This is a genomic window from Pseudomonas sp. p106 (genome assembly GCF_003936645.1).
Taxonomy (GTDB): Bacteria; Pseudomonadota; Gammaproteobacteria; order Pseudomonadales; family Pseudomonadaceae; genus Aquipseudomonas; species Aquipseudomonas putida_E.
The window spans coordinates 179,469-200,890 of sequence record NZ_RHQR01000008.1 but is presented as its reverse complement, the minus strand read 5'-3'; the positions used below and the strand labels follow the sequence as shown (position 1 = coordinate 200,890).

Genomic DNA, 21,422 nt, shown 5'->3' with positions numbered 1-21,422 from the left:
ATTCGCCGGCCTACCTGTAGGCGCGGGCGCTCCTGCGAATAACCGGGCTGAAATAACGCATTGCGCAATTATTTTCACGCAAAACTATTGATTGCGTAATTTACACCCCGTAGATTCTACGCAAACCACAAAAACAGGTGCTCACCACCATGACCTTCGCCCCGCCCTCCCACGCCCAGGCATTCCTCGCCGACAACCCCGATATCGAGCTGATCGAGCTGTTCATCCTCGACGCCAATGGCATCCCCCGCGGCAAGCTGCTACACCGCGAAGAGCTGCTGGCGCTGTACCAGACCGGCCGCCCGCTGCCCAGCACCATGCTCGGCCTGTCGCTGCAGGGCGAAGATGTCGAAAACACTGGGCTGGTCTGGGACGTCGGCGACATTGACTGCCGGTCCTACCCGCTGGAAGGGAGCCTGGTGCGCCTGCCCTGGCGGCAGATCCCCACCGCCGCAGTGCAGGTGTCCATGCACCCCAGCGAAGGGTTGCCCGCCACCGTGGCCGACCCACGGCAGTTGCTGATCCGCGTCATCGAACAACTGCAAGCCGATGGCCTGTACCCCGTGATGGCCTGCGAACTGGAGTTCTACCTGCTCGACCAGCAGCGTGACGCCCAGGGCCGCCCGCAACCGGCCCTGGACCAAGACGGCGCACGCCCACGGCAGACCCAGGTCTATGGCCTGCGGGAGCTGGAGCAGATCGAGCCGTTCCTCAAAGACTTGTACGCCGCCTGCAAGGCCCAGGGCATCCCGGCCCGTACGGCGATTTCCGAGTACGCCCCCGGCCAGGTGGAAATCACCCTGGAGCATGGCGACGCGCTGCTGGCCATGGACCAGGCCGTGCGCTACAAGCGCCTGGTCAAGGGCGTGGCGCACGCCCACGGCATGCAGGCTTGTTTCATGGCCAAGCCGTTCGACCACCTGGCCGGCACCGGCATGCACATGCACGTAAGCCTCGCCGACGCCCAAGGCAACAACCTGTTTGCAAGCAGCGACCCAGCCGGCACGCCGCTGCTGCGCCAGGCGGTCGGCGGCATGCTTGCCAGCCTGCTCGACTCGCTGCTGCTGTTCTGCCCCAACGCCAACTCCTACCGCCGCTTCCAGGCCAACAGCTATGCACCACTGGCGCCGACCTGGGGTGTCGACAACCGCACCGTGAGCCTGCGCGTGCCTGGCGGGCCAGCCAACACCCGGCATGTCGAACACCGCATCTGCGGCGCCGATGCCAACCCCTACCTGGCCGCTGCGGCGATCCTTGCTGGCATTCACCAAGGCATCCGTCAGCAACTGGACCCAGGCGCGCCGGTTGAAGGCAACGGCTATGCCCAGGCCAAGACCCTGCTGCCGACCGACTGGTTGAGTTCGCTGCAGGCATTGCAGGCGTCCAGCTGGGCGCGTGATGCGTTCGGCCACGACTTCCTGCGCGTCTACCTGGCGGTAAAACAAGCCGAGTACCGGCAGTTCATGGCCGAAGTGGGTGAGCAGGACTGGCGCTGGTACCTGACCAATGCCTGAGCCCCGCCCTGCACTCGCGCCCCGGAGAACAACGCCATGAATGCAAAAACGCAACCGGCCGCAGCGCTGCGGCCACCGTCCTACTACCCCGCCACACTGGCCGAAGACACCGCCTACCCGCCCCTGCAAGGCAGCGTCAGCGTCGATGTGGCGATTATCGGCGGTGGCTTCACTGGCGTCGCCACGGCGGTCGAGCTGGCCGAACGCGGGCTTAAAGTCGCGCTGGTGGAAACCCACAAGGTCGGCTGGGGCGCCAGCGGGCGCAACGGCGGCCAGGTCACCGGCAGCCTGTCTGGCGACGAGGCCATGCGCAAACAGATGCACAAGCAACTGGGCGCCGAGGTCGACGACTTCATCTGGCACCTGCGCTGGCGTGGGCACCAGATCATCGAGCAGCGCGTGGCGCGCTACGGCATCGACTGCGACCTCAAGCGAGGCCACCTGCACGCGGCGATGAAGCCTGTGCACATGCACGAGTTGCAGGCCAGCCATGACGAAGCCCAGCGCCGCGGCATGGGGGATGCGGTCAGCCTGCTGGACCGCAATGGGGTACGCGGCTTTCTGGACAGCCCGCTGTACTGCGGTGCGCTGCACAACCGCCGCAACCTGCACCTGCACCCGCTCAACCTGTGCATTGGCGAAGCCCGCGCCGCACACTCGCTGGGCGCGCTGATCTTCGAGCACTCAGAGGTGCTGGACATCATCCACGGCCCACGCCCTGCCGTGGTGACCGCCCAGGGCCGGATCGAAGCAAGCCAGGTGCTGCTGGCCGGCGATGTGTATCACAAGCTGGAACCGCGCCAGCTCAAGGGCAAGATCTTCCCGGCCATGGGCGGCATCGTGACTACCGCGCCGCTCGGTGCGCTGGCCGACCAGATCAATCCGCAGGACCTGGCGGTGTACGACTGCCGCTTCGTGCTCGACTACTACCGCCTTACCGCCGACAAACGCCTGCTGTTCGGCGGCGGCGCCAACTACTCTGGCAAGGACTCACGGGATATCGCCAGCGAGCTGCGCCCGTGCATCGAGCGCACCTTCCCAGCGCTCAAGGGCGTGCCGATCGAGTTCCAGTGGAGCTGCGCCATGGGCATCGTGGTCAACCGCATCCCGCAACTGGGCAAGCTGTCGGACAACGTCTGGTACTGCCAGGGCTACTCCGGCCATGGCATCGCCACCAGCCACATCATGGGCGAGATCATGGCCGAGGCCTTGACCGGCACCTTGGCCCGATTCGACACCTTCGCCGCGTGCAAGCACATCAAGGTCCCGCTGGGCGAGCAACTGGGCAACCCGCTGCTGGCCGCAGGCATGTGGTACTACCAACTGCTGGAGAAGCTGCGCTGAGGCGCGCTCATCATCGAGGTCAACATGCACAGACTTCCCCTGGTCGCGGTCAGCGCCTGCACGCGGCAGCTGGGTGCGCACCCGTTTCACATGGTCGGCGACAAGTACGTGCGCGCAGTGTTCGACGCCGCGGGCGCGTTGCCGATGGTGCTGCCGGCCCTGCCCGGCCTGGTCGAGCCGAGTGACCTGTTCGCCCATGTCGACGGCCTGCTGCTGACCGGTTCGCCGTCCAATATCGAGCCCTGGCATTACCAGGGCGCACCCAGCCCGGCAGGCACCCTGCACGACCCGGCGCGCGACGCCTGCAACCTCGCGCTGATCCCCGCCGCGCTCAGCGCCGGCGTGCCGCTGTTGGCGATCTGCCGAGGGTTCCAGGAGCTCAATGTGGCGCTCGGTGGCACCCTGCACGCGTGCGTGCATGAAGTGGCGCGCTACCAGGACCACCGCGAGCCCGCCGAGCAACCGGTGGCGGTGCAATACGCCGCGCGCCAGCCCCTGCTGGTGGAGCCTGGCGGCGTGCTGGCGCGGCTTGGCCTGCCGCGCCGCTGCCAGGTCAACTCGATCCACGGCCAGGGCATCGACCGGCTGGCGTCTGGCCTGCGCGTCGAGGCACTGGCCGAAGATGGCCTGATCGAAGCCGTATCGCTGCCCGGCGCGCGCGCCTTCGCCCTCGGCGTGCAGTTCCATCCCGAATGGCGGGTGCTGGAGCATCCGCATTACCTGACGATATTCCAGGCGTTTGGCGCTGCCTGCCGGCAGCGTGCCGAACGTCGCAGCACAACAGGAGCCCCTGCATGAACTTTACCTTTCTGGCCTGGCAAACCCGCGCCGAACAGCTGCGCATCGAAGGCCGTGCCTTCATCAATGGCGAATACACCGACGCCGCATCCGGTGAAACATTCGACTGCCTGAGCCCGGTCGACGGACGCTTCCTGGCCAAGGTCGCCAGCTGCGACCTGGCCGATGCCAACCGCGCCGTGGAAAACGCCCGCGCCACCTTCGATTCCGGCGTCTGGTCGCGCCTGGCCCCGGCCAAACGCAAGGCCAAGCTGATCCGCTTTGCCGACTTGCTGCGCAAAAACGTTGAAGAACTGGCGCTGCTCGAAACCCTCGACATGGGCAAGCCGATCGGCGACTCCTCCAGCATCGACATCCCAGGCGCGGCCCAAGCCCTGCACTGGAATGCCGAAGCCATCGACAAAGTCTACGACGAAGTCGCGCCAACCCCGCATGACCAGCTTGGCCTGGTCACCCGCGAGCCGGTGGGTGTGGTCGGCGCCATCGTGCCGTGGAACTTCCCGCTGCTGATGGCCTGCTGGAAGCTCGGCCCGGCCTTGGCCACCGGTAACTCGGTGGTGCTCAAGCCGTCCGAAAAATCGCCGCTGACCGCCATCCGTATCGCCCAGCTGGCCATCGAAGCCGGCATCCCGGCCGGTGTGCTGAACGTGCTGCCAGGCTACGGCCACACCGTGGGCAAGGCCCTGGCCCTGCACATGGACGTCGACACCCTGGTGTTCACCGGCTCGACCAAGATCGCCAAGCAGTTGATGGTGTACGCCGGCGAGTCGAACATGAAGCGCATCTGGCTGGAAGCCGGTGGCAAGAGCCCGAACATCGTCTTCGCCGACGCCCCGGACCTGCAAGCCGCCGCTGAAGCTGCCGCCAGCGCCATCGCCTTCAACCAGGGCGAAGTCTGCACCGCCGGTTCGCGCCTGCTGGTCGAGCGCTCGATCAAGGACAAGTTCCTGCCCATGGTGGTCGAGGCCCTCAAAGGCTGGAAGCCAGGCAATCCGCTGGACCCGCAGACCACCGTCGGTGCGTTGGTCGACACTCAGCAGATGAACACCGTGCTGTCGTACATCGACGCCGGCCACCAGGACGGCGCCAAACTGCTGGCCGGTGGCAAGCGCACCCTCGAAGAGACCGGTGGCACCTACGTCGAGCCGACCATCTTCGACGGCGTGACCAACGCCATGAAGATCGCCCAGGAAGAAATCTTCGGCCCAGTGCTGTCGGTGATCGCTTTCGACACCGTCGAAGAAGCCATCGCCATCGCCAACGACACCCCGTATGGCCTGGCCGCTGGTATCTGGACCTCGGACATCTCCAAGGCTCACAAAACTGCCCGTGCCGTGCGCGCTGGCAGCGTCTGGGTCAACCAGTACGACGGCGGTGACATGACCGCGCCGTTCGGTGGTTTCAAGCAGTCGGGCAACGGCCGTGACAAGTCGCTGCACGCACTGGAAAAGTACACCGAGCTAAAGGCGACCTGGGTCAAGCTGTGATTCCACGGGCCGCGAAGCGGCCTCGATTGTCGAGTCGTGTAAAGGAGTGTTGAACCCGTTCTGAGCCTCACAAGAACATTGAATCGCCTCTGCATTCACAGATACCTTTGAGCGTCCGGTTTTGGCCCATAGCTGCCCCTAGCGAACGGCAGCTATGGGTCGACAGCGGTCAGTCGCGACCGACTGCTGTCGGCCCGTAACAGACATCTGTAACCGGTTAGGCGTACGGCGAACTCCAGTTTCGCCATCAGCCACGGCATCAATGCCAACATCATCCGTAAATGCCTACCGCGCTACCAAGAGCAGCCGGCGGCAACGCTGCCAGCTTTCGTCACGCCAAGAGCGCAAGCGTTGCAGTTGCAGCCCCAGATCGAGGCGATGAGCATAGATAGTCTGGGCTAATCCTTAACGATCACATCAGGCGGGTAGTCCTGTGAATTTGACTCACGCAGGGCGGCTAGAACTACGCGGCTAATCGCTGCTGCATCTCTGCTCGTGGCGGGACGAAGTAACATTCCATGCTGAGACCTCAATCCTGAAGAATTACAGCTTAGCGCATCGCAATGTGCCTTCCCCAAGCTATGGTGGTAACTGCCGTTTGACAGACGCCACATCAGTCACGACTCATCCTGTCATTTGCCAAAGCTTGGGGCAGGGTCGATACCACTGACATCCATGCCAAAGGAGTCACCTATGTCAACGCTTTATCCCAGTATTGATCCTGAGGGGCTGGTCGAGTACTCGGTGGTCTACACCGACCGCTCGCTCAATCACATGTCACAGGCATTTCAAGGCGTGATGAAAAACATTTCCAGGACCCTGAAACAGGTCTACAACGCCCAGGCTGTTGCGGTGGTACCAGGGAGCGGCACATTCGGCATGGAAGCGGTGGCACGGCAGTTTGCCAGCGGCCAGCAATGCATGGTGATACGCAACGGCTGGTTCAGCTATCGCTGGAGCCAGATCCTTGAGATAGGCAACATTCCGGCGGCTACCACGGTGCTGAAAGCCCGGCCGATAGACACGGGTCGCCAAGCGGCTTACGCCCCACCACCTCTTGACGAAGTCCTGGCAGCCATCAAGGCGCAGAAGCCGCAGATGGTCTTCGCCCCCCACGTTGAAACCTCATCAGGGATTATCCTGCCCGACGAATACGTCCGGGCCGTCGGCGACGCCGTGCATGAAGTGGGTGGCTTGTTCGTGCTGGACTGCATCGCCTCCGGCACGCTTTGGGTTGATATGCAGAAATGTGCAGTGGACTTGCTGATCAGCGCACCGCAGAAAGGCTGGAGCGCCTCCCCTTGCTGTGCCTTGGTGATGTTCAGCGCGTTGGCCCTGGAGCGCGTGGAGCAGACGCGTAGCAGCAGCTTTGCCTGCGACCTGAAAAAGTGGCTTCAGATCATGCAGGCCTACGAACAGGGCGGGCATGCCTACCATGCGACCATGCCCAGCGACTCGCTCGCGCGATTCAACGACGTGATGAACGAGATGCAGGCCTACGGTTTCGATAAGGTCCGCGGCGAACAACAGGCCCTGGGCGATCGGGTGCGCACCATGTTGACCCGTAAAGGCATCAAAAGCGTGGCTGCTGCCGGTTTTCAGGCCCCTGGCGTAGTGGTGAGCTACACCGACGATGCGGGTATCAAGACCGGTAAGAAATTTGCCGACCACGGCCTGCAGATCGCCGCCGGAGTGCCGTTGCAATGCGACGAGCCCGCCGATTTCCAGACCTTCCGCATCGGTCTGTTCGGGCTCGAAAAACTGCACAATATCGAGCGCACGGTCAGCACCCTTGAGCAGGCGATCGACCAAGTGATGGCGAGCTAAGCCATCGTCCCGGCCGCAGCACCTACCGCAGGTGAATTTGCCCCCAAAGGCGCGCCCCCTTTCAAGGCGCGCCGAACAGCATCGTCCAGTACACACCCTCATCGCTACGCGAGTTCGCAGCAAAAGCAGCGCCCACCTGGGTAAACATCGGGTTCATCAGGTTGGCGCAATGCCCGGGGCTGGCGAGCCAGCCTGCCATCGCCTTGCTTGCAGCCCCCTGCCCGGCAGCAATATTCTCGCCGATCTGTCGTCCACGGTACCCGGCATCGCGCGCCCGGTCTGCCGGTAGATCGCCGTTGGGGTCGCGGTGCGCAAAGAAATTGGCGTTGGCCATCCCACGACTGTGTCTCTGCGCCGCCGCGCCCAGTGCGGTATTCCAGGCCAACGGACGTGCAGCGGCGAAGCGCTGGCGGCCACACAGACGCGGCTTAGACCGTGCTGCGTTCACCTGTGCCAGCAACGCTTTGCCAACGGATTGACCATTGCCGAGCTGGGCATCGAGCAAGGGGCGCGCCAACACTACCCGCCACACGTTCCGGTCGCGACTGATACCAATATCGGCAAATTGGCTATCGAGCAAAGCAGCGCAGTAGTCGCTGCGCAGCATGTCAAAGGCCTCCTCGGCATCTCGGGCGCCGACCAGGCGGATGGCCCGCACCTTCACCGCCTGGTAGCCGACAGCCTTCAACCCTTCCCGCAAACCACCGCCATAGCCGACAGGCAACGCCAGCGTCGACTTTAGGAGCAGCGGCGTCGACACCTGCACCAGGCGCCTCTCGCAGCGCTGTGGCTGGGCACGGTAGTCGTTGATGGCCCTTACCAGTTGCCGCTCCCCGCTGGCATGGGCGGGGCTGACGAACAAGGAGAGCAAGGCAACGAGGCAAAACGAAAAAATGGCGGAGTAGCGGACAGCGTGGCGCATGGGCGAACGGCTCAAGAAGGATGACGGCAGCAAAGCCACTTGAAGGGGCTCGGCTCAGACTGGGCGTCTCAAGTAAGGTTCAAGCGGCAATGATGATTTGTCGGTAGAGCGAAGCGCTGGCTTGGGGCGTGGCCGCCAGATTTCAGCACTTGGCCTGGAAATGGAGCGGTTTGGCTCCTATACCAGAACAGCCGGTTTTGGTAGACAATCGCCAGCCGATCCTGACCTCGCAGAGAGCGCTGCGGCCTTTGACAGGCGCCGCCCGCCCCCAGAAAAAGGAAGTCCCATGCCAGCTTGCCCCCTCCCCACCGACGAAGCAGCTCGCCAGCGCACGCTGGATGAGATGCACCTGCTCGATACGCCGGCCGAGCATTACCTCGACACCCTGGTACGGCTTACCCAGCAACTGGCACACGTGGACACGGTGCTGATCAGCCTGATAGACCAAGAGCGCCAGTGGTTCAAGGCACGTATCGGGCTGGAGGCCAGCGAGACGCCGCGCAACGTTTCTTTCTGTGGCTACGCCATCCTTGGGGAGGGCACATTGTTGGTGCCCGATGCCACGCATGACCCGCGTTTCGTCGACAACCCGCTGGTACTCAGCGCACCCTATATCCGCTTTTACGCCGGGCACCCCCTGCGCGCGGGGAATGGCAAGGCCATAGGGACATTGTGCATGCTCGACCCCCGCCCGCGCACGCTGAACGAAACGCAGCAAGCGAACTTCAAGGACCTGGCCACGCTTGCAGAGGGTTACCTGCAGCTGCGTGGCCTGATCCAGAGTAACCGTGACTTGCGCCTGGAAATGGACCGAGAGCAGCGCAAGGCCATGCTTGATCCGTTGACGCAGTTGTGGAACCGCAACGGTCTGACAGCGTTTCAGGACCACGAGCGGCGCCGGGCAGCACAGAGCAGCCTGCGCCTGGGGGCGATCTATGCGGACCTTGACCATTTCAAAAGCATCAACGACAGGTATGGCCATGCCAGCGGCGATCAGGTGCTCTGCGAATGCGCCCGCCGCCTGCGCGCAGCCCTGCGCCCGGACGATCTCGTGGTGCGCCAGGGCGGTGAGGAATTCGTCGCCCTGGTCAGGGTCAACGACAGCGAAGAGCTCAAGGGTATTGCCGAGCGGGTTCGGCAGATGATCGGCAGCGAGCCGGTACAACTTTCCACCGGCCCGCTACGGGCCAGCGTGAGCATCGGCTGCACGCTGCTCAACGATGACGAACACCTCGACCAGGCGCTGGAACGCGCCGACACCGGGCTCTACAGCGCCAAGCAGAATGGGCGGGACCGGGTGGTATATGTACCAACCGTTGACTGAACCGGATCATCCGCAGACGCAAGAAATGGCTTTTGCCTGACTTCCTTTTCAGGATCCCGTGATTGATTCAAACTGGCGGCGAGCACCTCATCAGGGTGTACGCCGCCCCTGCAGCACAGTGAACGCATACATCCCCACCAGCATTGCCACTACGAATACCAGTACCTGCCAGTGCCCGGTAAGCGAGATGGCGACCGCAGGCCCCGGGCAGATGCCGGCAATGCCCCAGCCTACGCCAAACACCAGGCTGCCACCGATCAGGCGGGCGTCCAGCTCCCTTTTCACAGGTATCTGCATGGGGGCGCCAAGCAACGACCGCTTGTGTTTGCGTGCCCAGTTCAGCGGGGCAGCCGCCACCGCGATGGCCCCTGCCATCACCAGTGCGAGTGACGGATCCCAGGCCCCGGCCACATCGAGAAAAGCCAACACCTTGGCGGGGTTCGCCATGCCTGCCAACAACAGGCCAAGACCAAAGATCAAGCCGGCGAAAAAAGCTGTCAACTTGCTCATTCTCAGGCCCCCAGCGCATGGCGGATGACGTACACGGTCGCAAAACCGCTGGCCATGAAGCACACCGTGGCCACGATTGAACGGGGTGACAAGCGCGAGACTCCACACACACCGTGGCCACTGGTACAGCCTGAGCCGTACCGTGTCCCAAGGCCAACCAGCAGCCCGGCAATCACCAACGCCGGCCACGGGGTGTCGATCTCGATTTCCGGCAGCACGGCGAACAGCCCCCACACCAATGGCGCGATCAGCAGGCCGAGAAGAAACAGCGCCTTCTCGCCCCAGCCCTCACTGCCCCATTGCATCACACCTGCAAGCAGGCCGCTGATGCCGGCGATGCGACCATTGGCCAGAATGAACAGGCTGGCGGCCAGCCCGATCAAGGCCCCTCCCCCCAAAGCACTCCAGGGTGTGAAGTTGATCCAATCAATGTTCATGTTGCATCTCCGGCGCAGTGAAGCTGGTATAGGGCGTTGAACAGCACATCAACATGGCAGGCATGATAACGATTTGCCAGGCGCCCCACACCGCTCAACCCGGCAGCGCCGCCAACACCGCAGTGACCATGCCGTTGAACGTCGCCGGCGAGTCCACCACGCGCGCAGTGACTTTCGCCTCACCGTCGGCACGGGTGGCGCGCCGGGCCTGGTCGGCAGTGGCCGACAGCTTGACGATCACCACTTCGCGGCGCGGGTTGATATAGATTTTCTGGCCGAAGCGCCCGCTGGCCTCGACTGAGCCGTCGCCATCATTTTTCTGGAACCAGTAGTTGCGATAAGCGTAGCCCGGGCGGCCGGGGGCAAGGTTGCCTTGGGCAAACAACGCCGGGTCGGCGGGCTGGAAAGTGCTGCGCACCGCTTGGTTGAAGCTGTCATCCTTGACGTCACGGGCCAGCTCGCGGCGCACCCGTTCGGCGAAGCGCGCGCTGTCGCGCAGGTTGCAGCTGATACCGCCGCTGGCCATCTCGGTACCGAGCGGGTCGACTTGAACATAGGCATCGTCCTGGGCGAAGCGTGACCAGATACGTTGTTCAACCAGTTGGGCCCAGTTCAGCCCGGTGATGCGCCGCAGTGCCCAGGCCAACGCTTCGGGTGAGCCGTTCTGGTAGAAGAACAACGGTTTGGCGCCTGAGCCGGACGCCTTTCGTGCGTGCTGGAGGAAACTGTAGATATCCCCCGGCATGCCCTCGGCCCGAGGTATCAACCCGGTAGCGGCAAACAGCCCAAGGTCCGGCGGCACTTGCGGCGGGTACTCCACAGCCACCTGCATGTCGAGGTTGGCTTGCACCGTCGCCTCGCCAAACGGCGTGCCGCTGAGTTCCGGCACGTAATGCGCCAGTGTACGTTGCGGGTCCAGCGTGCCTTCGGCGATCAGTTGGGCGGCGATCAGGCCAGTCACCGACTTGGTCATCGAGGCCCAGATATGCGGCTGGCCGGGTTGGAAGCCCTCCAGATAACGCTCGTACACCACCTGGCCACGGTGCAGCACGATAAGCCCGTCGGTGCTGGTCTGTTGCAGGTAGCTCGCCAACGTCAGGGGCTGCTCGCCGGCATTGAACGCCACCTGGTCCAGTGGCAGCTCGGTGCCTGCTGGCAAGGCTAACGGTGTGGAAGCGCGGCCGATGCCCCGGGTCGGCGAAACCTCGCGGGCGTGGCGCATGGACCAGCGCAGGTAAGGTGGCTGGAACGCGTTGGCCTGGTTCACGCGCAACTGCGGTGCGGGTGGAAACCCTTGCATCACGCCCTGCTCTGCCGGTGCGCTGCTGGCCATGCCCGGGGCAAGTGTACTGGCCAGCATCAGAGCGATGGCCGGCAGGTTGGCGGGTGAAGCGTGCATGCTGCGTTTGGACATTGTCTTGCTCCTGGGTTGGTCTAGAAGTTGGCGCCCACGCTGAATGCCACATAGTCGCGGTCGCCGCGGGTGCCGTAATCGCCATCGAGATAATCGGTGTAGGCAAGGCTTGCCCAGTACTTGCTGGCCAGCGCCACGTCGACGCCCAGGCTGATCGAGCGCGAGCCTTCATTGAAGCCCGAGCCGTCGGCAGGCGAATAGCCTTTCACATCGTGGGCCCAGGCCAGGTTGGGACGGATGTCCACGCCCGGGACCAGGTTCTGATAGCTCCAGGTCGCGCGCAGGCGGTAGCCCCAGGAAAACGGCGTGACGAACCCTTCGCCGTTGCAGTCGCCAGGGCTTTTCGAAATCGCCTGGCAAAGGCTGTTGTCGGCCAGCTCTCCGTTGCCGTAGGCCCCGGAGCGGCCATAGCGCGGCCCGAAACGCCCCTCGAGCCCACCCACATAGGTTGCGCCCACCTCCCCCATCAACAGCAGCTGGTTGGCCCCCATGACCTGGCTGAACGCTTGCACTGCCGACACTTGGGCCTGTGTCACCTCTTTGCGTCGATAACCGTCGAACAACGTATCGTCGGTCGACGGGCGCAGGCCTTCGGCGTTGAGCGGGCTGCGGCCCGGGGCGTTGAGCAGCGACTGCAGTACATCGTTGCCGTTGAGCTGCACCGGCTGGTTGGGGCGGTGACTCAACTCCCCCTGCACAGCGGTACCGTTGTGCAGGGTGGTGGCGAAGGTGATGCCGTAAAGCCGGATATCCTCAGGGTACTGCGCCAGGTACTGCGAGGTTCCCATGCGCAGGGCGCCGGCCAAGGTCTGCCCCGCGCTCGAAGCCAGGAAGGCACCGCAGCCGGACAGGGGCACGCCAATGTTGCCGCACAAGTCCCTGGCAAAACCGGTATTGGCGAAGTAGCGGCTGCTGACGGTACCCAGGTAGGGAGAGCGGCTGTGGTAGTTGGCCGCGAACAGGCCAAACTCGGTATCCAGCGACTGGACATACCAGTGCAAGGCAAAACCCCATTGGCCTCCATTGCGCGCATCCTGGTCGGCCCCGCGCGGCACGCGCACGCCCTCATCGGCAAGCGTCACGCCCATGGACGCCAGCGCTTGGGAAACCCCCGGGTTGGTGACCATCTGCCCACCGACATCCAGGCCTTGGCAGCCCTCGGGCATGAAGTCATTGCCGGAGAAGAAGGTCGCACAGTTGTCCAGCCGGGTCTGCTCCCAGTCCAGTTGGTAGAAGGCGTCGAATGACAGGGCCTGGTTGATGTTTTGCGTGACATACAACAGGTTGACCGGCGCCAGCGCGTCTTTGACTTCCGAGCCTGGCCGGCGCAGTGCGGCCTGATTGAACGGGCTGATCACGTTCAGGCCACCCTGAATGAACAGGCTTTCGCCCCAGTTCACCACCTGATTGCCAAGGCGCACTGAGCCGGGCTCACCGTCGATGTCGTAGAGGGCATAGGCAAACGCATCGAGCAGTTCCGCTGCGGCGGTTTTGGCCGATGCCTGGCGGTTGTGGTCGTCGATGTCGACAGCACGCTGGCTGTGGTCGCGCTGCACCGTGTCATACCAGTAGGTGCCGCGCAGAAACACCCCAACGTTGTCCCGCTGCAGTTCCAGGTCATGGGTTGCTTTGAAAATGGCCGAGAACACATCACCCGAGCGGTAGTTCCGCCGGCCGTCATTACTGTTGGCGGCCTGCAACAGTTGCTTGTCGGGGTTGGCTGTACTGACGGCAGTGCCGAACGAAAGCGCCGTATCGAAGCGGCCTTCGAGCGGGCCGGCCTGGAATTGCACGGCAGCCGCCGGGGTGGCGAGCAGGCAGCATAGAGCCGCCAGCGGCGCTTGGCGCCGGCAGAAATGGATGTATACGCTCACTCTTAACCTCTTGTTGTTTTATTCGAGAGTGAAAGGTGGGGTACCACAGATGAGGTACCGGCCGCCCAGGCTGGCGGTATCGGTAATGTGGATTATCGGGGCAGTGAAAGCGGGCTCACAAATAGCGTCTTCGGATCAGTGCCATGCCGGATTGTTATGGCCTGGGCGGAGGTTGGGCGAGGCGTTCGGGGGCCTGGCTGGGGTGGGGTGGCGTCAATCGAGCGCCCCCCAGATGACCTCAAACAGCCAACAGTTCCAAGGCCCTGCGCACCTTGCCTGGTATGGCAACCGCGCGCTGCTCACGACGATCAACGAACACATGGGTAAAGCGACCGGCTGCGCACGCTTCAGGCTCGCCCTCGACGAAAATGGCCAGCGCGTAGTGCACCGAGCTGTTACCTGTGCCCGTGACCGCGATACCCACTTCGATGCGTTGCGGAAAGGCGACCGCGGCGAAGTAGTCACAAGCAGACCCGACCACATAGGCCACGACCGGGTCGCGGTGGATATCCAGACCGGCATGCTCGATCAGCCAGGTGTTCACGGCGCTGTCAAAAAACCCGTAGTAGACGACATTGTTCACATGCCCATACAGGTCGTTGTCGTGCCAGCGCGTGGTGATCGGCTGGAAGTGGCGATAGGCGCCGCGTAGCGGGCGTTCCCTGGCCATGATCAGAACGCCGCCTGGTAGAGTTCGACAGCATCGGCGAGGGTGACCTTGCGCGGGTTGTTCACCAGCAGGCGCTGCTGCTGCAGGGCCTCTTCAGCAAGCTGTTGCAAGCTGTGGCGGGGCACGCCGACATCACGCAACCGGCTCGGCAAGCCGCAGCGTGGTGCCAATTGCTCCAGCTCGGCAATGAACTGGCTGCACAACTCATGGGGGCCGCCAGGCACCAGCCGCTCGCCCAACAGCGCCGGCGCCAGCGCCGCGTAGTCGGCGAATGCCTCGCTACGGTTGAAGCGCATAACATGCGGCAGCACCAAGGCATTGGCCAGCCCGTGCGGTACGTGGAAACGCGCCCCCAGCGGGTAGGCCAAGGCATGCACCGCAGCGACCGGCGCATTGGCGAATGCCTGGCCCGCCAGGCAAGCCCCCAGCAGCATGGCCTGACGGGCCTGCAGATTACCGCCGTTGTGCACCGCCTGGTCGAGGTTGCCTGCCAGCAGTGTCAAGGCCTCGCGAGCCAGCAAGCTGGACATTGGGTTGCGCTTGAACTTGCTGGTGCTGGCTTCGATGGCATGGACCATCGCGTCGATGCCCGTGGCGGCGGTGATCGCCGGTGGCAGGCCCAGGGTGCGCTCGGCATCGAGCAGCGCAAGGTCAGGCAGCAGTAGCGGTGAAATCACCGCCATCTTGGCGCACTCGCCGGTGGTGATCACGGCAATGGGCGTGACCTCCGAGCCGGTGCCGGCGGTGGTGGGCACCTGGATCAGGGGTAGGCGCTGGCCCTTGGCCTGGTCAATGCCATACACCGCCTCCAGGGTCTGGTCGCACCCTGGGTGGGCCAGCAGCGCCACCAGCTTGGCGACATCCATGGAGCTGCCGCCACCGAAACCGACAATCAGCTCGGCACCGATATGCCGGGCCCGGCCGACGGCAGCCAGCACGCAGGCATGGCTGGGGTCGGCGCTGACGTCACTGAAAATCGCCGCGCTCAGGTTCGCCCGGGTGAAGCCAGGCAGTACGTCGTCAAGCATCCCCAGGCTGACGATACCGGGGTCGGTGACGATCAGCACGCGGCGCACGCCGCGTTGCTGGCACAGCTGGGCCAGGCGGCCAGCGGCGCCCGGTTCACAGAGCAGCTGGGCGGTGGTGGCAAAACTGAATGGCTGCATGTTCATGTTCCTTTTGTTCTTGTGGGTGAACGGCACAGCGATCAGAAGGCGAAGTGCGCTTCATCCAGGCTCATCAGGCACGGGGCGCCGCCACGCAACGCCTCACAGTGGGCACTTGCGCGCGGCAGGATGCGCCGCCAGTAAAAGTCCGCTGCGTGCAACTTGGCCTGGTAGAACGCGCTGTCGCCGCTGCCGGCGGCCAGTGCCGCACTGGCCCGCTCGGCCGCCCGCAGCCACAACGCAGCCAGCAGCACATAGCCTGAATAGGCAAGAAAATCGACCGACACCGCTCCAATTTCCTGGGGGTCGCAGCGGCATGCGTCGAGCACCTCGGCGCTCAGGTTGCGCCACTCCTGCAAGCGCAGGGTCACTGCCTCGGCCATCCCTGTCAGGTCATCTGCGCGGCACTCGTGCGCCGCCTCCAGCAGTTCATCGATCAACAGGCGCAGCTGCTCGCCGCCGTCGGCCAGTACCTTGCGGCGCACAAGGTCCAAGGCCTGGATGCCATTGGTACCCTCATACAGCTGGGTGATCCGGCTGTCGCGCATCAACTGCTCCATGCCCCACTCGCGAATGTAGCCATGGCCGCCATACAGCTGCACGCCTAGGCTGGCGACCTCCTGGCCGACATCGGTGAGGAAGGCCTTGACCACCGGAATCAGCAGCGCCGCCCGACGCCCGGCGGCGGCCTGCACTTCAGGCTGCGCCGCACCCTGCTCCAGGTCGAGCGCCTGGGCAGCGTAGGCCGCCAGCATCCGGCAGCCCTCGCTGAGGGTCTTCTGGGTGAGCAGCATGCGCCGCACGTCAGGGTGGCAGATGATCGGGTCGGCGCTGCGCTCGGGCGCCACCGGGCCGGCCAGGCTGCGCGACTGCAAGCGCTCGCGGGCATAGGTCAGGCCGCCCTGGAACGCGGCTTCGGCAATGCCCAGCCCCTGCAGCCCCACCTGAAAGCGCGCATCGTTCATCATGGTGAACATGCAGGCCAGGCCCTGGTTGGCCTCACCCACCAGCCAGCCGCGGGCGCCGTCGAAGTTCATCACGCAGGTGGCAGCCCCCTTGATGCCCATCTTGTGCTCGAGGGCACCGCAGCCCAGCGCGTTGGGCACGCCCGGTCCACCGTCAGCCGCGCACTCGAACTTGGGCACCAGGAACAGGCTGATGCCGCGCACTCCGGCCGGCGCATCGGGCAGGCGGGCCAGCACCAGGTGGATGATGTTGTCGGTCAGGTCCTGGTCGCCGCCGCTGATGAAGATCTTGCTGCCACTGATGCGATAGCTGCCATCGCCTTGCGGCTCGGCACGGGTACGCAGCAGCGCCAGGTCGGTGCCAGCCTGCGGCTCGGTCAGGCACATGGTGCCGGCCCACTCGCCGCTGACCAGCTTGCCCAGGTAGTCGCGCTTGAGCGCCGGGCTGCCATGCCGGTGCAGGGCAAGCACAGCACCCTCGGTGAGGCCCGAATAGATACGAAACGCCAGCGAGGCGCTCATCAGCATTTCGTGAAAGCAGGCTGCAACCATCTGCGGCAGGCCCTGGCCATCGTGCTCGGCCGGGCCGGTCATGCCGCCCCAGCCCTGCTCGACATACAGCCGGTAGGCCTGGCGGAAGCCTTCGGGGGTCAGCACCTGCCCTTGCTCCAGGCGGCAGCCCTGCTCGTCGCCCTGGCGATTGAGCGGGGCCACCACCTCGCTGGCAAAGCGGGCGCCTTGTTCAAGGATGCCATCGATGGTTTCACGGTCCAGGCCGTTGCCCAGGCGGGCGCAATGTTGCGTCACATCGAAGACTTCATGCAGGACGAACTGCATGTCACGCAGGGGGGCTCGGTAGTTCATGCGCGGCCCTCGCTCACGTCAGCCAGCTGTTTGCCGGCCGCGACCAGGCGCATCAGCAGGCCAGCAGGTCGCCAGTGCTCGCCAAACAGGCCCTGCAGCCGCTCCAGCCTGGCCAGCAGTACCCCCAGCCCTTGTCGATCGGCCCAGCACATCGGCCCGCCGGTCTCTGCCGGGAAGCCATACCCATGCAAGTAGACCCGGTCGATGTCCTGGCTACCACTGGCTATGCCCTGCTCAAGAATCTTCGCCCCTTCATTGACCAGCGCCAGCAGGCAGCGCTCACGGATCTCCTCGTCATCGATCGCGCGCCGACGCACACCCAGGTCCTGAGCGATCTTGAGCACCAAGGCATCGACCTCGGGGTCATGCAAGGCTTCGCGGCTGCCGGGTGCGTAACGGTAATAGCCCTGGCCAACCTTCTGCCCGAAACGGCCGAGCGCGCACAAGGCATTGTCGACCTGGACCAACGGGGCATCCATCCCCTCCCCGGCCAGTTGACGTGCGCGCCACTCCAGGTCGATGCCGACCACGTCATACATGCGGAACGGGCCCATGGCAAAGCCGAACCCCTGAAGCGCCTCGTCCACCTGCCGCGGTGTGGCGCCCTCGAGCAGCAACTGCCGGGCCTCGGCGACATAGGTACGCAGCATGCGGTTGCCGATGAAACCGGGGCAGTTGCCTGCCACCACCACCTCCTTACCCATGCGCTGGCCCAGCGCCACAGCCGCGTCCAGCACTGCGGGCGCGGTAAGCTGCCCGCGCACCACCTCCAGCAGCTTCATCACATGCGCCGGGCTGAAAAAGTGCAGCCCCAACACCTGTTCAGGCCGCCCGGTGACGGCGGCGATGGCATCGATGTCCAGCGCCGAGGTATTGCTGGCCAGGATCGCTGCAGGCTTGAGCGTGCTGTCCAGGGTGCGGAAGATCTCTTGCTTGAGCGCCAGGTTTTCGTACACCGCTTCAATCACCAGGTCGGCCTCGGCCAGCTCGGTGTAGGCCGTTACCTGCCGCACCCGCGCCAGGCAGGCATCGGCCTGGGCCTGGTCGATACGGCCTTTGCCGACCTGCTGCGCCCAAGTCTGCGCGAGCATGGCAAGGCCTGCCTCGGTGGCGCTGGGGTCGTTGTCCAGCCACAGCACAGGCAGCCCGGCACGGGCCAGGCTGATGACGATGCCGCGGCCCATGGTCCCGGCCCCGATCACGGCCGTCTGCTGAACGTTGTAGGAAGTACTCACGCGTGACACTCCTGATTCGGTAGGTGAAGGCATTGCCCTCACCCTAGTCAGGCGCCTACTATTTTTGAAATTCTAATTTTCCATCCCATGTATTTTTCACATGAATATATCCAACTTCGATCTCAACTTGCTGCGCGTGCTGGACATGCTGCTGCGTGAACAGAACGTGTCACGCGCTGCCGAGCGTCTGGCCCTGACCCAGCCTACAGTGAGCAACGCCTTGGCGCGCCTGCGCGACGTGCTCGGTGATCCGCTGCTGGTGCGGGTCGGCAGACGCATGCGCCCCACCCCCCGCGCCCTGGCCCTGGAAGGGCCGATTCGCGCGGCGCTGCAACAGATCGAGCAGACGCTCGGCGCCGGCGACAGCTTCGACCCGGGCCGCAGCCACAGGCAACTGCGCATTGCCCTGACCGACTTCGCCGAACAATTGTGCATGCCCAGGTTGCTCGCCACCCTGCAAACCCAGGCGCCGCACTTGCGCGTGGATGTGCTGCACCTGGCACCCAACCTGCCGGCCGATGCCCTCGACCGTGGTGAACTCGACCTGGTGCTGGGGCGCTTCGACGATGTGCCGGCGCGCTACGAGCGCCGCCACTGGCGCAGCGAAACCCTGCACGTGGCGGTGCGCCAGGGGCACCCAGAGGTCGATGGCGCGCTCGATCTGCAAGCCTTCCTGGGCTTGCGTCACTTATGGGTGCACGGCGGCCAGACCCGGGGCATGGTCGACCAGTGGCTGGCCGAACAGGGCCTGGCGCGGCGCATTGCCTACACCACGCCCAATTACCTGCAGGCCGCGCACCTGGCCGCCAGCTCCGACCTGTGCGTGGTCTTGCCCACCGCACTGGCCCGCCATTTCGCCCAGCTACTGCCCTTGCAGGTCTTTGACCTGCCTTTCGCCCTGGAGCCCTTCGAGCTGGAACTGGTGTACCTTGCCCACCGTCAGCACGACCCGGCACTGGCCTGGCTGGTAGCGCGCATCATGGACATACGCGGCGGCTGAGCCATCGCATTCAGGTATGGCCACCCATGCAAGAGTGGTATTGGTTTGCCGGCAACCTCTGTCCTTAGAGTGGTTGCCCCCATAACAACAAGGACCACCCCATGCGCCTACGCTACCTGCCCACCCTGCTGGCCCTCGCCCTGCCCTCCGCGGTGCTTGCCCAGGCGCCGGCCAACGATGCCACCGACCTGACGCGCCAAAGCAACCAGCAATGGCTGCAGCGCCTGCCTTTCGACGACCGGGCTGACTTCGACAACGCCCGCCGCGGCCTGCTGGAAAGCGTCGACCAGGCTGTGCTCAATGCCGATGGCAAACCGGTCTGGGACCTGCAGCGCTACGCCTTCCTCAAGGGCGAGGCGCCGGCAACGGTCAACCCGAGCCTGTGGCGCATTGCCCAACTCAATACCATCGCCGGGTTGTTCAAGGTCACCGACCGCATCTACCAGGTACGCGGCCTGGACCTGGCCAACATGACCCTGATCGAAGGCGAGCACGGGCTGATCGTGATGGACCCGCTGCTGTCGGTCGAGACCGCCCGGGCCGGGCTGGCCATGTACTTCAGGCATCGCCCGCAACGCCCGGTTGTGGCGGTGATCTACACCCACCCACACGTCGATCATTTCGGCGGCGTGCGCGGGGTGGTCGACGAGGCCGACGTAAAGGCCGGCAAGGTCCAGGTCATTGCCCCTCAAGGTTTCTTCGAACATGCCATCAGCGAGAACGTACTGGCCGGGCCGGCGATGAAGCGCCGGGCGCAGTACATGTATGGTGCGCTGCTGCCACGCGGGCCACGCGGCCAGGTTGACGCGGGGCTGGGCAAGGGTGTGCCGGCCAATGCCACAGTCAGCCTTATCGCCCCGACTCGGCTGATCGAAAAACCGTTCGAAACCCTGCGTATCGATGGCGTCGATATCGAGTTCCAGCTCACGCCCGGCACTGAAGCACCCGCCGAGATGAACCTGTGGTTCCCTGCGTTCAAAGCCCTGTGCATGGCCGAAAACGCCTCCCATGTGCAGCACAACATACTGACCCTGCGTGGCGCACAGGTGCGCGATGCCAAGGTCTGGGCGCACTACCTGGACCAGTCGCTGCTGCGCTACGGCGATCAGGCCGAGGTGGTGTTCGCCCAGCACCATTGGCCAACCTGGGGCGGCGCGGCGATCCGTGAGTACCTGGCCGACCAGCGTGACATGTACGCCTTCCTCGACAGCCAGACGCTGCGCCTGCTCAACCGCGGCCTGACCCCTACCGAGATTGCGGCCGAACTGACCTCGCTGCCACCCCGGCTGGCCAGCAAATGGTACAGCCGCGACTACTACGGCTCGCTCAGCCACAACGTGCGGGCGGTGTATCAGCGCTACATGGGCTTCTACGACGGCAACCCGGCGACCCTAAACCCCTTGCCGCCAAGCGAGGCAGGCCAGCGCTATGTGGCGGCGCTGGGCGGCAGCGAGCGGGTGCTGACACTGGCGCGCGAGGCGTACGGCAAGGGCGACTACCGCTGGGTGGCGGAGCTCACCCGGCACCTGGTGTTCGCCCAATCCGATAACAGCGCTGCACGTGACCTGCAAGCCGATGCCCTGGAGCAACTGGGCTACCAGAGCGAGAACGCCACCTGGCGCAACGCTTACCTGACCGGTGCGCAGGAACTGCGTAACGGCGTAGCGGCCGGTGCCAGCAAAGGCGGCAGCGCCGACGACCTGGTACGCGCACTGACCCCGACGCTGTTCTTCGACTACCTGGGTGTGCGCGTCGATGCAGCCAAGGCGGCAGAGCAGGACCTGACCATCAACTGGCGCTTCACCGACCTGAACGAAACCTACGCCCTTACCCTGCGCAACGGCGTGCTCACCCACCGCGATCACGCGCAACACGCCAAAGCGGATGTGCAGATCAACATGAGCAAGGCCACCCTGGACCGCATCGCACTGAAGCAGACCGGTTTTCTCAAGGAAGCCAAAGCGGGAGGAATCGACATCAGCGGTGAGCGCATGAAGTTCATGCGCTTCATGGCTGGGCTGGATGAGCCTGACGGGCGCTTCAATATCGTCACGCCCTGAGCACCCAACAG

General features: G+C 64.5%; 17 protein-coding genes and 1 pseudogene. 8 read left to right on the top strand and 10 right to left on the bottom strand.

Annotated features, from left to right (window positions below):
- The first annotated feature begins 149 nt into the window (after positions 1–149).
- Genes EGJ09_RS13060 through EGJ09_RS13045 form a run of 4 tightly spaced genes read left to right on the top strand, consistent with a single transcriptional unit; the run spans position 150 to position 5,143 of the window.
- Positions 150–1,514 carry a glutamine synthetase family protein gene (locus EGJ09_RS13060; RefSeq protein ID WP_125924056.1) on the top strand — a complete coding sequence of 455 codons (1,365 nt, stop codon included), beginning with the start codon at positions 150–152 and terminating at the stop codon, positions 1,512–1,514.
- 36 nt (positions 1,515–1,550) lie between these two features.
- Complete coding sequence (locus EGJ09_RS13055) at positions 1,551–2,858, top strand: FAD-binding oxidoreductase (protein WP_125924054.1); 1,308 nt, start codon at positions 1,551–1,553, stop codon at positions 2,856–2,858.
- 24 nt (positions 2,859–2,882) lie between these two features.
- Positions 2,883–3,656, top strand: a complete 774-nt coding sequence (locus EGJ09_RS13050) for a gamma-glutamyl-gamma-aminobutyrate hydrolase family protein (RefSeq protein WP_125924053.1) — start codon at positions 2,883–2,885, stop codon at positions 3,654–3,656.
- The gene (locus tag EGJ09_RS13045) at positions 3,653–5,143 is read left to right on the top strand and encodes an aldehyde dehydrogenase (protein ID WP_125924051.1); all 1,491 of its coding nucleotides are present in this window, start codon (positions 3,653–3,655) and stop codon (positions 5,141–5,143) included. Before EGJ09_RS13050 ends, EGJ09_RS13045 begins: the two co-directional genes overlap by 4 nt.
- A 404-nt stretch (positions 5,144–5,547) precedes the next feature.
- On the opposite strand, the pseudogene EGJ09_RS26755 reads toward EGJ09_RS13045, so the two are convergent.
- A pseudogene (locus EGJ09_RS26755) lies at positions 5,548–5,658 on the bottom strand (GNAT family N-acetyltransferase); the annotation flags it as partial.
- 178 nt (positions 5,659–5,836) lie between these two features.
- Between EGJ09_RS26755 and EGJ09_RS13035 the strand changes: the two are divergent.
- Positions 5,837–6,970, top strand: a complete 1,134-nt coding sequence (locus EGJ09_RS13035) for an aminotransferase class V-fold PLP-dependent enzyme (protein ID WP_125924049.1) — start codon at positions 5,837–5,839, stop codon at positions 6,968–6,970.
- Between the two features lie 61 nt (positions 6,971–7,031).
- Here the strand turns inward: EGJ09_RS13035 and EGJ09_RS13030 are convergent, their stop codons facing one another.
- Positions 7,032–7,892 carry a CAP domain-containing protein gene (locus EGJ09_RS13030; RefSeq protein ID WP_125924085.1) on the bottom strand — a complete coding sequence of 287 codons (861 nt, stop codon included), beginning with the start codon at positions 7,890–7,892 and terminating at the stop codon, positions 7,032–7,034.
- 286 nt (positions 7,893–8,178) lie between these two features.
- Here EGJ09_RS13030 and EGJ09_RS13025 point away from each other — a divergent pair, with 286 nt between their 5' ends.
- Positions 8,179–9,216 carry a diguanylate cyclase gene (locus EGJ09_RS13025; protein ID WP_125924048.1) on the top strand — a complete coding sequence of 346 codons (1,038 nt, stop codon included), beginning with the start codon at positions 8,179–8,181 and terminating at the stop codon, positions 9,214–9,216.
- A gap of 90 nt (positions 9,217–9,306) precedes the next feature.
- Here the strand turns inward: EGJ09_RS13025 and EGJ09_RS13020 are convergent, their stop codons facing one another.
- The 8 genes from EGJ09_RS13020 to EGJ09_RS12985 form a co-directional block, all read right to left on the bottom strand.
- On the bottom strand, positions 9,307–9,726 hold the full coding sequence (locus tag EGJ09_RS13020) for a DUF6691 family protein (protein WP_125924046.1): 420 nt from the start codon (positions 9,724–9,726) through the stop codon (positions 9,307–9,309).
- A 2-nt stretch (positions 9,727–9,728) separates the two neighbouring features.
- A complete protein-coding gene (locus EGJ09_RS13015) occupies positions 9,729–10,163 on the bottom strand; it encodes a YeeE/YedE family protein (protein ID WP_125924044.1) in 435 nt (144 codons plus the stop codon).
- Between the two features lie 94 nt (positions 10,164–10,257).
- Positions 10,258–11,577 (bottom strand): serine hydrolase, encoded by a 1,320-nt coding sequence (locus EGJ09_RS13010; RefSeq protein WP_046785773.1) that lies wholly within the window; start codon positions 11,575–11,577, stop codon positions 10,258–10,260.
- A 20-nt stretch (positions 11,578–11,597) separates the two neighbouring features.
- Positions 11,598–13,451, bottom strand: a complete 1,854-nt coding sequence (locus EGJ09_RS13005) for a DUF1302 domain-containing protein (protein ID WP_125924042.1) — start codon at positions 13,449–13,451, stop codon at positions 11,598–11,600.
- A 238-nt stretch (positions 13,452–13,689) separates the two neighbouring features.
- The gene (locus tag EGJ09_RS13000; RefSeq protein ID WP_125924040.1) at positions 13,690–14,121 is read right to left on the bottom strand and encodes a thioesterase family protein; all 432 of its coding nucleotides are present in this window, start codon (positions 14,119–14,121) and stop codon (positions 13,690–13,692) included.
- Positions 14,122–14,123: 2 nt separating this feature from the next.
- The gene (locus tag EGJ09_RS12995; RefSeq protein ID WP_125924038.1) at positions 14,124–15,287 is read right to left on the bottom strand and encodes an iron-containing alcohol dehydrogenase; all 1,164 of its coding nucleotides are present in this window, start codon (positions 15,285–15,287) and stop codon (positions 14,124–14,126) included.
- A 41-nt stretch (positions 15,288–15,328) separates the two neighbouring features.
- Positions 15,329–17,116 carry an acyl-CoA dehydrogenase C-terminal domain-containing protein gene (locus EGJ09_RS12990; protein WP_125924036.1) on the bottom strand — a complete coding sequence of 596 codons (1,788 nt, stop codon included), beginning with the start codon at positions 17,114–17,116 and terminating at the stop codon, positions 15,329–15,331.
- On the bottom strand, positions 17,113–18,384 hold the full coding sequence (locus EGJ09_RS12985) for a 3-hydroxyacyl-CoA dehydrogenase NAD-binding domain-containing protein (protein ID WP_371928079.1): 1,272 nt from the start codon (positions 18,382–18,384) through the stop codon (positions 17,113–17,115). Before EGJ09_RS12985 ends, EGJ09_RS12990 begins: the two co-directional genes overlap by 4 nt.
- Before the next feature lie 67 nt (positions 18,385–18,451).
- Here EGJ09_RS12985 and EGJ09_RS12980 point away from each other — a divergent pair, with 67 nt between their 5' ends.
- Both EGJ09_RS12980 and EGJ09_RS12975 read left to right on the top strand, forming a co-directional pair.
- The gene (locus tag EGJ09_RS12980; protein WP_012314996.1) at positions 18,452–19,351 is read left to right on the top strand and encodes a LysR family transcriptional regulator; all 900 of its coding nucleotides are present in this window, start codon (positions 18,452–18,454) and stop codon (positions 19,349–19,351) included.
- Positions 19,352–19,452: 101 nt separating this feature from the next.
- Positions 19,453–21,411, top strand: a complete 1,959-nt coding sequence (locus EGJ09_RS12975) for an alkyl/aryl-sulfatase (RefSeq protein ID WP_125924033.1) — start codon at positions 19,453–19,455, stop codon at positions 21,409–21,411.
- The last annotated feature ends 11 nt before the right edge of the window (positions 21,412–21,422 follow it).

Bases quoted from the DNA above. Each gene is read 5' to 3' on its own strand.
- EGJ09_RS13055 (WP_125924054.1), top strand. From the start codon at position 1,551: ATGAATGCAAAAACGCAACCGGCCGCAGCGCTGCGGCCACCGTCCTAC.
- EGJ09_RS13020 (WP_125924046.1), bottom strand. From the start codon at position 9,726: ATGAGCAAGTTGACAGCTTTTTTCGCCGGCTTGATCTTTGGTCTTGGC.
- EGJ09_RS13000 (WP_125924040.1), bottom strand. From the start codon at position 14,121: ATGGCCAGGGAACGCCCGCTACGCGGCGCCTATCGCCACTTCCAGCCG.
- EGJ09_RS13045 (WP_125924051.1), top strand. From the start codon at position 3,653: ATGAACTTTACCTTTCTGGCCTGGCAAACCCGCGCCGAACAGCTGCGC.
- EGJ09_RS13060 (WP_125924056.1), top strand. From the start codon at position 150: ATGACCTTCGCCCCGCCCTCCCACGCCCAGGCATTCCTCGCCGACAAC.
- EGJ09_RS13025 (WP_125924048.1), top strand. From the start codon at position 8,179: ATGCCAGCTTGCCCCCTCCCCACCGACGAAGCAGCTCGCCAGCGCACG.
- EGJ09_RS13050 (WP_125924053.1), top strand. From the start codon at position 2,883: ATGCACAGACTTCCCCTGGTCGCGGTCAGCGCCTGCACGCGGCAGCTG.
- EGJ09_RS13010 (WP_046785773.1), bottom strand. From the start codon at position 11,577: ATGTCCAAACGCAGCATGCACGCTTCACCCGCCAACCTGCCGGCCATC.
- EGJ09_RS12985 (WP_371928079.1), bottom strand. From the start codon at position 18,384: ATGCCTTCACCTACCGAATCAGGAGTGTCACGCGTGAGTACTTCCTAC.
- EGJ09_RS13030 (WP_125924085.1), bottom strand. From the start codon at position 7,892: ATGCGCCACGCTGTCCGCTACTCCGCCATTTTTTCGTTTTGCCTCGTT.
- EGJ09_RS12995 (WP_125924038.1), bottom strand. From the start codon at position 15,287: ATGCAGCCATTCAGTTTTGCCACCACCGCCCAGCTGCTCTGTGAACCG.
- EGJ09_RS12975 (WP_125924033.1), top strand. From the start codon at position 19,453: ATGCGCCTACGCTACCTGCCCACCCTGCTGGCCCTCGCCCTGCCCTCC.
- EGJ09_RS12990 (WP_125924036.1), bottom strand. From the start codon at position 17,116: ATGAACTACCGAGCCCCCCTGCGTGACATGCAGTTCGTCCTGCATGAA.
- EGJ09_RS13035 (WP_125924049.1), top strand. From the start codon at position 5,837: ATGTCAACGCTTTATCCCAGTATTGATCCTGAGGGGCTGGTCGAGTAC.
- EGJ09_RS12980 (WP_012314996.1), top strand. From the start codon at position 18,452: ATGAATATATCCAACTTCGATCTCAACTTGCTGCGCGTGCTGGACATG.
- EGJ09_RS13015 (WP_125924044.1), bottom strand. From the start codon at position 10,163: ATGAACATTGATTGGATCAACTTCACACCCTGGAGTGCTTTGGGGGGA.